At 67.0% G+C, this 13659-nt stretch carries 17 protein-coding genes; 9 read left to right on the forward strand and 8 right to left on the reverse strand.

The features are described 5' to 3' along the window. Positions 1-734 precede the first annotated feature (734 nt). Positions 735-1088, reverse strand: coding sequence for a histone-like nucleoid-structuring protein Lsr2 (locus tag NI2_RS07165; protein ID WP_067487667.1), 354 nt, complete (start codon positions 1086-1088; stop codon positions 735-737). Positions 1089-1288: 200 nt separating this feature from the next. Between NI2_RS07165 and NI2_RS33625 the strand changes: the two genes are divergently transcribed. Both NI2_RS33625 and NI2_RS07170 read left to right on the forward strand, forming a co-directional pair. Further along, complete coding sequence (locus NI2_RS33625; RefSeq protein ID WP_157104653.1) at positions 1289-1447, forward strand: hypothetical protein; 159 nt, start codon at positions 1289-1291, stop codon at positions 1445-1447. A 38-nt stretch (positions 1448-1485) separates the two neighbouring features. Next, positions 1486-2283, forward strand: a complete 798-nt coding sequence (locus NI2_RS07170) for an SDR family NAD(P)-dependent oxidoreductase (RefSeq protein ID WP_067487669.1) — start codon at positions 1486-1488, stop codon at positions 2281-2283. On the opposite strand, the gene NI2_RS07175 is transcribed toward NI2_RS07170, so the two are convergent. Then, positions 2270-2935, reverse strand: a complete 666-nt coding sequence (locus tag NI2_RS07175; protein WP_084476097.1) for a cyclase family protein — start codon at positions 2933-2935, stop codon at positions 2270-2272. The genes NI2_RS07170 and NI2_RS07175 overlap by 14 nt on opposite strands. 374 nt (positions 2936-3309) lie before the next feature. On the opposite strand from NI2_RS07175, the gene NI2_RS07180 reads away from it, so the two are divergent. Beyond that, positions 3310-3933, forward strand: coding sequence for a hypothetical protein (locus NI2_RS07180; RefSeq protein WP_067487671.1), 624 nt, complete (start codon positions 3310-3312; stop codon positions 3931-3933). Continuing rightward, the gene (locus NI2_RS07185; protein ID WP_067487673.1) at positions 3930-5003 is read left to right on the forward strand and encodes an NAD-dependent epimerase/dehydratase family protein; all 1074 of its coding nucleotides are present in this window, start codon (positions 3930-3932) and stop codon (positions 5001-5003) included. The genes NI2_RS07180 and NI2_RS07185 overlap by 4 nt, the downstream gene beginning before the upstream one ends. A gap of 165 nt (positions 5004-5168) precedes the next feature. On the opposite strand, the gene NI2_RS34980 is transcribed toward NI2_RS07185, so the two are convergent. Next, the gene (locus NI2_RS34980) at positions 5169-5291 is read right to left on the reverse strand and encodes a hypothetical protein (RefSeq protein WP_243750057.1); all 123 of its coding nucleotides are present in this window, start codon (positions 5289-5291) and stop codon (positions 5169-5171) included. 193 nt (positions 5292-5484) lie between these two features. Between NI2_RS34980 and NI2_RS07190 the strand changes: the two genes are divergently transcribed. From NI2_RS07190 to NI2_RS07205, 4 genes are read left to right on the forward strand one after another with little or no spacing between them, the layout of a single operon-like run. After that, positions 5485-6225 carry a hemerythrin domain-containing protein gene (locus NI2_RS07190; protein WP_067487675.1) on the forward strand — a complete coding sequence of 247 codons (741 nt, stop codon included), beginning with the start codon at positions 5485-5487 and terminating at the stop codon, positions 6223-6225. Next, positions 6222-6740, forward strand: coding sequence for an SRPBCC family protein (locus NI2_RS07195; protein WP_067487677.1), 519 nt, complete (start codon positions 6222-6224; stop codon positions 6738-6740). The genes NI2_RS07190 and NI2_RS07195 overlap by 4 nt, the downstream gene beginning before the upstream one ends. A 15-nt stretch (positions 6741-6755) precedes the next feature. Further along, positions 6756-7925: a zinc-dependent alcohol dehydrogenase gene (locus tag NI2_RS07200; RefSeq protein ID WP_067487679.1), complete on the forward strand. Its 1170-nt coding sequence runs from the start codon at positions 6756-6758 to the stop codon at positions 7923-7925. After that, on the forward strand, positions 7922-8392 hold the full coding sequence (locus tag NI2_RS07205; RefSeq protein WP_067487681.1) for a DUF1360 domain-containing protein: 471 nt from the start codon (positions 7922-7924) through the stop codon (positions 8390-8392). Before NI2_RS07200 ends, NI2_RS07205 begins: the two co-directional genes overlap by 4 nt. 188 nt (positions 8393-8580) lie before the next feature. Here NI2_RS07205 and NI2_RS07210 read toward each other — a convergent pair whose 3' ends face one another. Together NI2_RS07210 and NI2_RS33630 are read right to left on the reverse strand one after the other, a co-directional pair. Then, positions 8581-9774 carry an MFS transporter gene (locus NI2_RS07210; RefSeq protein WP_067487683.1) on the reverse strand — a complete coding sequence of 398 codons (1194 nt, stop codon included), beginning with the start codon at positions 9772-9774 and terminating at the stop codon, positions 8581-8583. Beyond that, the gene (locus NI2_RS33630) at positions 9771-9953 is read right to left on the reverse strand and encodes a hypothetical protein (protein WP_133734165.1); all 183 of its coding nucleotides are present in this window, start codon (positions 9951-9953) and stop codon (positions 9771-9773) included. Before NI2_RS33630 ends, NI2_RS07210 begins: the two co-directional genes overlap by 4 nt. Before the next feature lie 91 nt (positions 9954-10044). On the opposite strand from NI2_RS33630, the gene NI2_RS07215 reads away from it, so the two are divergent. Continuing rightward, on the forward strand, positions 10045-10629 hold the full coding sequence (locus tag NI2_RS07215; protein ID WP_067487685.1) for a helix-turn-helix domain-containing protein: 585 nt from the start codon (positions 10045-10047) through the stop codon (positions 10627-10629). A 96-nt stretch (positions 10630-10725) separates the two neighbouring features. On the opposite strand, the gene NI2_RS07220 is transcribed toward NI2_RS07215, so the two are convergent. From NI2_RS07220 to NI2_RS07230, 3 genes are all read right to left on the reverse strand, one after another. After that, complete coding sequence (locus NI2_RS07220; protein ID WP_067487687.1) at positions 10726-11031, reverse strand: hypothetical protein; 306 nt, start codon at positions 11029-11031, stop codon at positions 10726-10728. A gap of 160 nt (positions 11032-11191) precedes the next feature. Continuing rightward, complete coding sequence (locus NI2_RS07225) at positions 11192-12415, reverse strand: ABC transporter substrate-binding protein (protein ID WP_084476055.1); 1224 nt, start codon at positions 12413-12415, stop codon at positions 11192-11194. Between the two features lie 131 nt (positions 12416-12546). After that, positions 12547-13428, reverse strand: a complete 882-nt coding sequence (locus NI2_RS07230; RefSeq protein WP_067487689.1) for a DMT family transporter — start codon at positions 13426-13428, stop codon at positions 12547-12549. Between the last annotated feature and the right edge of the window lie 231 nt (positions 13429-13659).

Here is a 13659-nt window from a genome sequence, read left to right on the forward strand (position 1 = left end):
GTCGAGTTCGGCTCGGACGCCGGCGGCGATGTCGGGACGGGTCGAGAGGTAATGGAGAGCGAAGGCGATGGCCTCGACCCCGGTGACGATGACTGCGGGGTAACCGAACATCTTCAGCTCGAAGACCGCCCCCGACTCCCGCGCCTGCTCGGCGAGTCGCTGGCACGGCTTCGCGAAAGCGGTGGTCGAGACGTCACCGAGCAACGGCAGCCGAAACCGGGGATGCGGTAGCTTCTCGGAGAGCTCGGATGCGGGAATGCTCTCTCGCACTACGAAATTCGCGGACACGTCGGGTTCCGCATCGCGAGTGTGGGCGCAACTGGGTCGGCGAATGCCGAACGCAACGCTCCGGTCGATGACGCCCGGAGCGTTGCGTTTCGCGGGCAGGGGTCCGGCCGCACGAAGTTGACCTGCAACGCGGTTGAAATTGCACAGTGGCCGGATGCGGATGAATCAGATCACTATCGGTGTTACCGAGCTTGCGCGGTCCGAGCAGTTCTATGCGCCGCTCGGGCCGCACCTGATCGTCAAAACCGACCACTACCTGCGTTTCCGATGCAGTGCTGCGGGCGTGGTGTTCGACAGTTCGCCCGTCGACACACCATGGCTGTGGCGCGAGGCATGGCTGCAGCGTCAGCAAGCTCACCGACTGGCGATCGGCATCATGACAGGGCACCGGGCATCTCGGCGGGACTGGTCGAGGTTTCCGGGCTGGGGGCGCTCTCCACCCCTGCCTATGCCGAGGCTTCGTCGTAGGCGGCGATGATCTCGGCGGCGATGCGGCCGCGGGTGGAGACGGTGTGGCCGTTCGCGATCGCCCAGGCCCTGATGGCCGCGAGGTCGGTGCGGCGACCTGTCTGGGCGGCGGGGGTCGCGGTGGCGTGTCGGCGGGCGTTGCTGGTTTTGGCGCGGCCGGTTCGCCGGGCGTAGGGGATCCACTGTTCGAAGGTGTTGCGCAGTTTGGTGGCGTTGGTTTCGGACAGGTCGATCTCGTAGGTGTGTCCGTCGATGCCGAAGATGACGGTTTCTTCGGCGGCGGATGTGCCGTCGAAATCGTCGACGAGGGTGACAACGACCTTGCGCGCCATATGGATTCCTGTCAGTTGTGTATGAGGGTTCGGTTCGGCGATGGCCAGGGTAGTAGCACTCGGCGCGGGTCGTACATGCGGACCGTGCGATCCACTTGTCTGGTTGAGGCGGACCCCGTCCCCGCGGGCGGCGGATCGCCGACCCGGCGTCAGGATTGCGGCCGACCGGCAGTCGATCAGGGCTTTCGGTCACCGCGCGAGTGACTGCTCATCCTTCCTGCGGGTTCACCGATGCCCAGCGCCGCATCCCCCGGCCCTTCCTGCTGACCGGCCCGATCGGCTCCTATCGCGGAGACATCGGTAAAGCCCGCCGCGACTTCACCCCGGGCACCCGCGAGCTGCCCGGCACGCCCGCCTGACACCACTCACTTCTCGGCCGTATCCGAACGAAGGAATCATGACCACAAATCCCCGCACCGCGCTGATCACCGGCGCGTCCGCCGGCATCGGCGCGGCGTTCGCCCACCACCTCGCCGCGAACGGTTACCAACTGCTGCTCGTCGCCCGCCGCGCCGATCGTCTCCGGGAACTCGCCACACAGCTGACCGCACGCCACGATGTGCGGTGCGAGGTGTTCGCCGCCGACCTCACCGACAACGCCGCACCAGCCGCGATCGTGGACTACGCCGACCGGCAGGGCTTGCCCGTCGACGTCCTGATCAACAACGCCGGTCTCTCGGGCAAGACAGCATTCGCCGACACCCCGTGGAACGCCCTGGCTGGGGAGAACCAGTTGATGGTCACCGCCCCGACGGAACTCGCCCACCTGGTCATCCCCGGCATGAAGAAGCGCCACTGGGGTCGCATCGTCAACCTGTCGTCGGTCGCTGCCTTCGCCCCGCCCGGCGCCGGCTTGCTCTACACGGGCATCAAGTCCTACGTCCTCGACACCTCGCAGGCCCTCGACATGGAACTCGAACACCACGGCATCCACGTCACCGCGCTGTGCCCCGGCTTCACCCGCACCGAATTCCACGATGTCATGGGCACGCGCGACAAAGCCGACCATCTGCGCCGCATCCTCTGGCAGCAGCCCGACGCTGTAGTCGCCGAGGGCTGGGACGCTGTGATGAAAGGCAAGCCCGTATGTGTCCCGGGCATCGTCAACAAGATCTCCGCCGCCGCCATGAAGCCCTTGCCCGTCCGCCTGGGCTACCTCCTCGGAAAGACCTTCAACCCCTTCAAGAACAGCTGAGGTCGCCGACCCGGGCGACCGCCCGGATCGGTGCGCCGTCGGCCCCACGCAGCGGCAGCGGAAACAGCGAAACCTCGATCGATTCGCCTGACGCCTGCGCGTTCGACAGCTCGTCGAGTGCGGTGAGGTTCTCGGCGATCACGGCGTGCGCACCGCACAGGATCCGGTGTGCGGGGAGGTCAAGGTCGTCGGTCCCGGACGGATCGATGCTCGGCGCGTCGATGCCGATGGTCCGGATTCCCTTGTCCACCAGCAGTTGTGCGGCTTCCAGGTGCAGGTATGGGTGGGTGAAGTAGTCCGGGGTGCCCCATCGCGACGACCAACCGGTGGCGATCAGCACGACCGTGCCGGGTGGCAGGTCGACGTCGAACAGGGTCGGTCCGATCGCGGTGTGCGCGGGCACCGATCGCGCATCCACGATCCAGGCTGGTCCGACGAAGCGCTCGAGGGGCAGTTGGTCCAATGTCGGCAGACTGTCGTCCAGATGAGCGGGCGCGTCGACGTGCGTCCCGGATTGCGACCCGAGATGCACGCGCAGCACGTTCACCCCGTCGGTGGCGGCACGCAATGCCGGTTCCAGCAGAACTTCCGGATCGCCCGGGAACACCGGCATGCCGGTGTGGATCGGCCGGGTCAGATCGATCAGGCGCACCACGTCAGCATACGAGAGCCGTCGACCGTGCTGGGGCCGCTGTGCTCCAACCACGCGAAAACCGTTGGTGCTACGTGATATTCGACCGATAACCTGGATCAGACCCGCCGAGTAGCTCAGGGGAGGAGCGAAACTATGTGGGGTTGGGGGAAATCTGTCGCCGAGCACGCGGCCGCCACCGCGTGGACCACCTGGCCGCCGCCGGAAAAGCCACCGACCGTCGTCGACCCACCGCCGGGTCGCGCGGCACGACCATTTGAAGCCGGTCGTGCCGAGTGGTTCGACAGCGGGTCGGGTCGGTAGGTACGCAGCACCTGGTCGAAGGTCGGTTTCCGATCGTATTCAGGGGTATACGGGCCCCGAGGGAGGTGTCCATGTACGACCAGTTCACAGCGGCCGATGAGCAGCCCGTCTCGTCGGCCTACGCGCGCATCGCATTCGCCGACAATCTGTTGCGGGCCGCAACCCGACCGGAACGCATCGCCGAGGTGTTCGCGACGATCATCGGCGACCGCATCGAAACCGGCCCGATCACCGTCGGCCCGGGTGGGTTGGTCTCCGCGACCGCGGCAGGCCGCACCGAGCGCGCGCAGGTCACACCTTCACAGACGGATTGCTGCGAGATGGCGGTGTTGGTACCGGTCACGTTCCGGATTCAGGCAAGGCTTGGTGGAATCCCTGCCCACTACCTCGCCGCAGCATGTGTGCGGACTCGAGTCACCGTTGTCCCCGCCGCCCCGTGTGCGCTGGTGGTTCGGCATCAGTCGATCTCGCGGCACAATGTGACCATCAAGGTGCGAGCGAAGAACGCCCTCGCTCGACTCGCCGAGCCCTTCGCGCACCTGAACTCCCTGATCACCGATCAGGTGGTCAGCTACGTCAACAGGCTGGTGACGAGCCCGCGGGTGCGTGAGTTGAGCCGCATCGACGTAGCCCAGCTCATCGAACGCGCCTGGGACACCGGACTTGTCACCGGCCGCATGGTCGGTCATCAGTGAAGGTCGTGATCACCGGCGCGAGCGGCAGTGTAGGTACGGCACTGCTGCGCACCGTGCGTGCGGAGGGTTGTGAGGTGGTGGGTGTCGTCCGGCGCCCACCACCAGCAGACTGCCCTCCCTACACCGGTGTGCGCTGGGTTCGCTGCGATATCGGCGACCCGGCGGCGCTGCCGCGGCTGACTCACGCGTGCACCGGCGCGGATGCCCTCGTCCATCTGGCGTGGGCGATCAATCCGCGCACCGGAGATCCGCCGATGGAACGGACGAACCGCGTCGGCACGGGCAATGTGCTGCAAGCCGCCGCAGCCTGCGGGGTCACCCACCTGACATGTGCGTCTTCGGTGGCGACCTGCACACCGACCGCACGATGGCGACGAGTCGATGAGCGGTGGCCGCAGGACGGCATCACCACCAGCGCCTACAGCAGGGGGAAGGTCGTCCTCGAACAACAACTCGACGCCTTCGCCCGCGCGCACCCCTCGATACGAATCGCACGGATCCGTCCGTGTGCTGTCGCGCAAGACGCCGCCGCCGCCGAGATCGCCGACTGGGTACTGAGCCCGTGGCCGGCGCGTGCCGTCATCGGTCACCGCCTGCTGCCGGTGCCCCTGTGGCGCGATCTTCGCCTGCAGCTGGTGCACGCCGAGGACGTGGCCGCCGCGATCTGGCTGATCGTGCGCGAACGGGCGACGGGAGCCTTCGGTCTCGCCGCCGAACCGGTGCTTTCGGCGCCCGTTCTCGCCACGATCTTCGGCGGATTCCGGCTTCCTGTGCCACGGCCGGTGCTGGCCGCTGCCGCATGGGCAGGTTGGCGGCTGGGATTGCAACCGTTGCACCCCGGCTGGCTCGATCTGGCCGACCAGGTGTGCTTGGTCGACGCGGGCCGCGCCCACCGAGAGCTCGGCTGGTCACCGAAGCACGACGCCATCGCCGTCGCCACTGAACTCGCCGCCGGGTTTCGCGCGCACCGACGCGGCGACAGCCCGGCGCTGGCACCGCCACGAGTACCTTTTCATTTCGGATCGCCGACGCATCAGAGCCAGGCCCCGCCGCGCCGCGCCGGACCATGAGCGGAACGCAGCCTCGGTGCTCACTGAGCGCGCGCTACGACGGTGTGAGCAATGCCGGTCTTGTGGATGCGCACACGTGCCGGCCGCTGCGGCCTTGTCCAGCATCACCAGGCCCCGATCCGGAAACCGCTCTCTCCCAGCGAAACCGGTGATGCCCGTCGGCTGTCATCGCGTCGAGTCACGGCCGACGTGGAACCGGCCTTGCTCCGCGCCGAGGTCGGCGTACTTGCACAGCCTGCGCGCCACCCGACCCAGTGCAGGCCTCGGCCACCACGGCTCTGGACCCATCGTCGTCACCGACAATCCCGACTCCCGACATCACACGGTTCACTCCTGGATTGCCCGATCCGTGCGCGAGCAATATCGCGCCGCGATCACCTCGTGCAATCGACACCTCGAACACGCGCGCGGAACGTGGCGATGCGGTTTGTGGCCCCGAGCACCGGGTAGGCATCGCATACCCGCACTGGGAGGAGGACAGGTGCCACGGTCACTATCCGTCCAAACAGAAGACGAACTCGGTGGCGCGCTGAGTGTGTTGACGCTGCAACGCCGCGACCACCATCGGCTGGACCTGCTCTTGGAGCGCGTCGCGAACACCACCGGCAGTCAGCGCCAAGATGCTCTGACCGCGCTGTGCCGCCTCGTCTTCCCACATGCGTTCGCGGAGGAGGCGGTGCTGTGGCCGCTGGTTCGCCGGACCCTGCCGGACGGTCCGGCGCTGACGTTGCGGGTGGAACAGGAACATCAGGAGATCAACGAGCTGTTCGCCGAGCTGGAACGGACGGATCCAGACAGCCCGCAGCACCGTCGATTGTTCGAGCGTATCGCCCAGCTACTCCGGCAGGACGCGCGAGACGAGGAGGACCTACTTCTGCCGAAGCTGCAGGAGGCGCTGGATCCGCGTGCGTTGCGCCGGGCCGGCCTGCTGTGGTCGGCGCTGCGGTACACCGCTCCCACTCGTCCGCACCCGACCGTCTCGCGACGGCCACCGGGCAACGCGCTCGCCGCGCTGCCGCTGACCGGACTGGATCGGGCGCGGGATCGGCTCGACCAGGCTGCTCGACGAGCACCTGCCTCGTTGGCGGCCGGATGCCGAAACACCAGCCACGTCCTCGCCTCTGTCGCCGGAGCCGTCGAGCACCTGCCGCTGCTGCGTCGCGGCGAGCATTCGACCACGCGAGCTGGCACTTCCGAGAGGTTTCGAAAGGGAATGTCATGAGTTACATCGAGAAGGCCAAGGAACAACTGACAGATCTCGTGGGGAAGGTCGTCCATTCCGGCAGTAGCGGTGGCGGCGCGCAAACCGTCACGATCAGCCGCCCGCGCGCCGAGGTCGAACAGTTCTGGCACGATCCCGAGAAGCTGTCGCAGATGCTCGGTGACGTGGCCGGGGTCCGTTCGACGGGACCGACGAGCTACGAATGGGTTCTGCACCGCCGGGACGAGGACCCGATCACCTGGGACACCATTCTGGAGACCCAGGAAGACGGCCTGCGTTTTGTCGGTGCCACCGAGAACGGCGTCCACGCCGGGCCCGCCGAGATCCGCGTGACATTCCGGGACGCGCCCCGCGGTGCCGGGACCGAGGTGAGCTTGCGGGTCGAGTCACCGGTACCCGACTTTCTCATCGGCGCAGCCACATTCAAGGTGCTCTACCGGGCGCGCGCATTGCTGCAGACCGGTGAGGTACCCACCCTCGCCCACAATCCGAGCGCGCGTGCGGCCGCGCACTGACCTAGGAGGCGACACATGCGTGCACTCTGTTGGAACGGCGTCAACGATCTGGCGGTGGAAACGGTCGACGACCCGTCACTGCTCAACCCGCACGACGTCATCGTTCGGGTCGGCTTGACCACGACCTGCGGATCGGATCTGCATTTCATCGACGGCTACCTGCCCGGCATGCGCGAAGGCGACGTGTTCGGGCACGAGTTCATGGGTGAGGTTGTCGAGGTGGGCCGTGAAGTCACCGCGCGCAAAGTCGGTGACCGCGTGGTGGTTCCGTCGTTCATCGGGTGCGGGTCCTGCTGGTTCTGCGAGCACGACCTGTGGTCGTCGTGTGACACGACGAATCCGAATGCTGAACTGCAACAGCCGATTCTGGGGTATCCGACCGGGGGAATCTATGGATACACCCATCCGTTCGGTGGCTATCAGGGATCGCACGCGCAGTATGTGCGCGTGCCGTTCGGCGACGTCAACTGCTTCACCGTCCCCGAGGGCATCACCGACGAGCAGGCGCTGTTCCTCTCCGACGCCGTGCCGACCGGCTTGATGGGCGCGGACTTCTGCGACATCGCACCCGGTGACACGGTCGCGGTGTGGGGCAGTGGTGGGGTGGGCCTCATGGCCGGGCATACCGCCCGCTTGCTCGGCGCGGGTCAGGTCATCGTCATCGATCGGTATCCGGAACGATTGGCTCTGGCGCGCGAACGGTTCGGTGCCGAAACCATCGACTACACCGCGGTCGACAGCGTGCTGGAGGCGGTGCGGGAGATGACCGGGGGTCGCGGCCCGGACGCCTGCATCGAGGCGGTCGGGATGGAAGCGCACGGCACCGGATTGCAGCAGGTCTACGACCGCGCAAAGCAATTGTTGCGGCTGGAGACCGACCGCGCGACTCCGTTGCGTGAAGCGATCGTCGCGTGCCGCAAAGGCGGGGTCGTGTCGGTACTCGGTGTCTACGGGCTGACCGACAAGTTCCCGATGGGTGTGGTGACCAACAAGGGCCTGACGATCCGATCGTCGCAGCAGCACGGTCAGCGATACATGCCGCGGATGTTCGACTACATCCAGCAGGGCGATCTCGATCCGTCGTATCTCATCACGCACGACTTACCGCTGGAGGACGCGGTGCGCGGTTACGACATCTTCAAGAACAAGCGCGAAGGTTGCATCCGGGCGGTATTTCGCCCATGAACGAGAGCCAGCGCCGCTTGAGCGGGTACGCCGCGACGATGGGGCTCTACGCGGTGGTCGTCGCCGCTGTCGCACTGTTGAGCAGAGTGACCGATCGTCGACTTCCGCGCGCCATGACCGTACCGGAACTGATCACCACCGCCGCTGCCGCACACAAACTCTCCCGCACTGCAACAAAGGCGGCCGTCACCAGACCCGTGCGAGCCCCGTTCACCGAAGAGGTCGGCACCGGTGGCCCCGGCGAAGTGATGGAGCGACCGAAGGGCCAACAGGGCATCCAGCACACGATCGGCGAATTACTCAGCTGCCCTTTCTGTTTCGATGTGTGGGCAGTCACGGCGCTCACGGTCGGACACGTCTTCGCACCCGGTACGACCCGCTTGGTAGCCGACGGGATGACAGCCCTGGTCGGCGCCGACTTTCTGCACCTCGCGTACGCCGCGGCCCAACAGCTGGCCGAAGGTTAGTTCGCGGTCACGCCGTCGGTCTACGTTCGCGAGGGCCAGGTGCCCGGAAGCTCGACCACTGGCCGGCTCAGGTCTTCGGTCAGACCACATCGAGGAGTCACTGGTCTGTCCGGCCAGGTCCGCTTGCCTACGGCGCCGGCGCGAGAGTCTTCGGAGACCGAGCTCGCGCCGGCGCGTCGAGCGGCGGTCTAAGGTGCCGGTCGTGACTTGTCGAGCCGGATCAGGGGGCCGGCCAGCACTGCGAGCACGGCTCCGAGCAGGCAAACCGACGTCAGAGCCATCTCCTGCGTGAGGATCACGGCCGCCAACACCGGGGTGCAGCTGATACCCAATTGAAAGGCTGAGACCGTGGTGGCTCCCGCGAGAGTCGGCGCGTCGCCGGCGATGGTGAACACCCGGCCGTACAGGGCGGGGTTGATCACAAACGCCGCCACACCCAGCAGAAATACCGCAGGAACGACGATCCAGATCTGTCGCATCGACACCGCGAGCACCACGGACAGAATCACGATCGCGCCGGTTCCGGTGCCCAGTGCCAAATGGGGGCGCCGGTCGGAGATCCGGCCACCGATTGTCAACCCGGCGAAGGCCCCGATGCCGAACAGCGCGAGGACGGCCGGGATCCAGACCTCGCCGATATCGGTGATGTCGCCCAGCATGGCGGCCAGGTAGTTGAACGTGAGCATGTATGCCGCGGTGGTCGTGATGGTGATCGCATAGATCACCCACAGCTTCGGCTTGCGTATTGTGGCGAGTTCGCGTGTCACGACCGATCCGGCGCCTGGTCGGGAATCCGTTGCGGTAGCGGGAATCCCGAGAACACAACCGGCGATCCCGACCAGCGTGAGGGCGACCACGGCCCAGAATCCGCCCCGCCACCCACTGAAATGGCTCAATAGTGTGCCCAAGGGTCCGCCTGCGACCATCGCGACGCTGAGCCCGCTCACCACCACGCCGGACGCGCGAGCGTTGCGGTCGGGAGTGACCAGGCCGATCGCGGTCACCGACGCGATCGCGAAGAATCCGGCATAGGCGATACCGGCCACGACTCTGGAGGCCAGCAGTACCGGATAGCTGCCGAGCAGGCCGATCGCGATGCTCAGGGCGAAGACGACCTGTGTGGCCAGCAGCGCGGTGCGGCGCGGCAACCTCAGGCTGAGTACAGCGAACGGCGGTCCACCGAACACGACACCAAGTGCGAAGGCGGTGATGAGCATGCCGGCCGAGGACAGCGGCACATCGAGGTCGGTGGCGACATCGGGAAGCACACCCGCGAGCAGGAACTCGGCGGTGCCCATCGCGAACAGGCTGAAGCCGAGCAGGTATACCCCGGCGGGCAGGCGGTCGCTGCGTCGGTCCGTGAGCTGTGTGGTGACGGTCATCGACGATCACCTGCCGACGCGACGTCACGCACGGACCTGTGTATCAGGCGCACCCCGTAGTCTGCCAACCGTTCTCGTTCGGCCTCGATTCCGTCGACGCCGGTCGCGTCGAACTCCGTCGGCGGCATGCCGCCGCGGGATGGAAACCCATGCATAGCCGTATCCACTGTTTCGTTCATTTGTGAGCACCTCCGAGACGAGCATCGGTGTGCCTGTGCGGTATCGGCAAACAACCTTGCCGATTCCGGGATGGATTGGTTGGCTGGCCGGATGGATGACCAACCGACCGTGGGCGCCGTGATCGAGCAGATCGCGCCTCGTTTGCGACGTGCCCGCGAACAGCGGAAACTCAGTTTGGCCGACCTTGCCCGAGCCACCGGTCTGTCGACCAGCACGCTGTCCCGGCTCGAATCCGGGCAGCGCAAACCCAGCCTCGAACTGCTCCTGCCGATCACGGTTGCGCTCGGAATCCCGCTCGACGAGATCGTCGCCGCACCCCGGATCGTCGATCCTCGTGTGCCGCAGGAACCGACCAAGAACGACGGCCGGGTGCTGGTCCCACTGTCCCGGCACCAGGGCGATCTCCGCGCCTACAAGATGATCATCCCGGCTCACGATGAAGAGCCCTACCTGCGGACCCACGAGGGCAATGAATGGCTTTACGTGCTGCGCGGACGACTACGCGTCCGGCTCGGCGAGCACGATTTCGTGATGGACGCCGGTGAGGCAGCCGAGTTCGACTGCCAGATCCCGCACTGGTTCGGTGCGGCGGGCCGAGGCAGCGTCGAACTCCTGAGCCTGTTCGGACGACACGGCGAACGCATCCACGTCCGTGCCCGGACCTCCCGCCACTGACAGCACACCACGCACGATCCCAGTTCCACAAGGAGATGTAAGCACGGTCCGTACTCACGTTTTCGCTGGTACGGGACGGCCAGAACTATCGAATGGTCATCGCCTGCGGTCGCACTCGACCCCTTCGACGATATCTCCGGCGACCATGCCGGAGCTGCAGATCCACCGTGCGCCGTCGTCGGGGCGTGTCACCACGAATTCGCCGTCGATCGGGCCTTCGGTGGGCGCATCCTCGCCCGCGGTGCAGCCGGTGCCGACGATGTCGGGGAAGTTCGGCTCGACCGTGGTGCAGGTGTAGGACCACACCGATTCGGCGGCGGCTGTCGGTGCGCCGAGCAGCAGCGTGCCCGCCACGACGACCAAGGCGGGTAGGAGCGTGCGGGCGATGCGAGTACTTGTCATGAGATCTCCTTGTTCTGTTCCGTGGAAGGACGAATCGGTCGTCCACCCGGAGCGGCAGAAAGCGTGGCGCGCCGGGAATCCGGGTGGGCCATCAGGAGAAATGCGAATTGCCATCGAACGATAACGCGGTGGGCTGGGCATTCAGGGGCGACACGCGTGCTCAGCAGACCACCAGATCCGCGGTCGGCCGCAGACCCTCGACACTGCCGGGGGTGATCACGGCGAGGTCGTATGCGTGCCCAGCCGTGACCTGCCACTGCCCACCGGCCAGCGGCACGACCGCGACGCCGGGCACCGGTCCCGAGGTCCAGTCCAGTCGGCCGGCCATGGTCCGGATATCGGTGCGATGCAATGCGTTTGCGATCGCGTCGGGGTCGGTGGGGTCGTCGGCGGCGCGCAACGCGTGGAAGGCGACCTCGAACAGCGCGTAGGCCAGGCCGAGGGGCTGCAACCACGGCCGTCCGGTGCGCTGGGCGTAGGCGTCGGCGAGTTCGGCGGCGGTGGTGCCGTCGAGGGAGGACCGGTAGGGGTGCACAGGCGTCCAGTAGACCAGGGTGCCCACGTTGTCCTGGCCTGCCTCGCCGCCGGAGCAGGTGGCGGTAGGTGGGTAGGCGAGCCAACGGGAGCAGGTTATCAGGCGCGGGTGCCAACCGAATTCGATTGCCCTGCTTCGGAACAGCGTGAGGTCGCGGGTGGTGGCCGCGCTGGTCACCAGCTCGGCACCGCTGTCCCGGAAGGCGCGCAGGTGAGTGGCGAAGTCGGTGGCGGGCTCGTGATAGCCCGTCGGGTCGACCAGTCGGTGACCACGTCCTCGTGCGACGGGGGCGAAACCGTGGACGTGGTGGCGCGACCAGTTGCCCTGGGGGCCGTCGTTCCACAGGCAGCCGACCGTCGGGCCGTCGGGCGCCGCGCGCTCCCACAGGTCGGCGAACACCTCGGCGATGTCGTCGAGACCCCAGCAGAAATGGAACGCCCGCTTCAACGGCCGATCGCCTCGGCCGTAGTAGTGCACCTGCCAGGGGAAGGTGCTGGAAACGCAGACGCTGCCGAGACTGTCGCACGTGTCGGCGACCACCGGCAGAACCCGGGTTCCGGCCAGGGTGAGCACGATGCGCGCCCGCTCGTCCCGGACGAGTTCGGTGACCGCCTGGCGCGCCCCGTCGGCGGTCGACTTGCTGTCGCGGCCGACGATACGCAGTCGGGTGCCGCGGGGCGCCAGACGGCGCAGGTGTGGGGTGAGCTCCGCGAGGGCGAAGTCGAGTGGGTCGCCCAGGCTGGAAAGGCGGCCCGAGCGCGCGACGACCACCCCGATGGTCAGAACCGGTCGGCCTGCTTCGATCCGGGGGAGAGGTGCCTCGCTGCGGGCGGTGGGGCCTGCGTCCATGACATCTCCTGTCGATGGCGGGGTGCGAGTGCAATGAACCGTGCGAGACGAGCGCTCGTATCTGCCAAAGGATCGCATGCCGAGTCGAAGAATCGGCGCAGCCGACGTGTCGATCGGGCGGTTTCGTGTGTTCAGGTCCGAACGGGCACCGCGTCGCGCACGCGTGCGGTGGCGCTGCGGGTGCCGATGATCGAGCCGATGATGACGAGCGGGAAGCCGATCGCCATGCCGATCGTCAACGGCTCGCCGAGTGCCGCGATGCCGAGGACGATCGCCACCGCCGGATTGATGTAGGTGACCACGGTGGCCCGGGCCGGACCGACCTCGGCGATGAGCGCGAAGAACACGAGAAACGCGGCGGCCGTGCAGATCACGGCCAGCCCGAGCACCGACCAGGCCGCGTCGGCGGGGATGTGTTCGGGCCAGGACACCGCGGTGAACGGTGTGTAGACCAGGGCCGCGAGCAGCAGCGAGGCCGTGACCACGCCGAGCGCGGGCAGATCGGCGAGGGTGCGGTCGTAGATGATCGGGCCGATGGCATAGCCGATGGTCACCACGGCCACCGCGCCGAGCGCCGCCGGTGCGGTGAGGTCGATGTCGAGACCGACCAGCGCCGCCACACCGGCGAAGCCGACGGCGAGACCGAGCGTGCGGCGACCATCGAAGCGGTCGTGGCCGAGCATCGTCACCAGGACGACGGCGATCAGCGGCACCGCGGCGAGCAGAATGCCGACGGTGGAGCTGTGCAGGGTCTGTTCGGCGTAGCCGAGCAGCACCCACGGGCCGATGATCTCGACCGCGGTGTAGGCGAGCAGCATCCGCCAGCGCGCGAGGACGCCGCGAAAGGCGTTGGTGTACAGGGCGACCGGCAAAAGAAGCAGGCCACCGATCGCGGTGCGACCGAACGCGACGACCACCGGGTCGATGCTCTCGACCGCGATGCGGATCATCGCGTACGGCACACCCCAGATCACTCCGAGGGCGAGGAACAGGACCCACCCGCGCCTACTCACCCGGCTCACCCACCATTTCCCATCCCATGGGGAGCACGGCGCTCACCCATTTTCATCCTATGATTTCGGCGGTCCGGGCCTCCCGCTAGTGGCTGATATGACAACTTTCGTCAATATCGCGCCAGTTCGCTGAATGATCGAGATGGCCCCCGCCTTCTTCCATCTACACCGAGCTCGCCGAAACCGGGAGGGCCGCTTACGAAAGGCGCGTCCCACACACGATCGCACCCT

It is taken from the genome of Nocardia ignorata NBRC 108230 (assembly GCF_001612905.1).
GTDB classification, from domain to species: Bacteria; Actinomycetota; Actinomycetes; order Mycobacteriales; family Mycobacteriaceae; genus Nocardia; species Nocardia ignorata.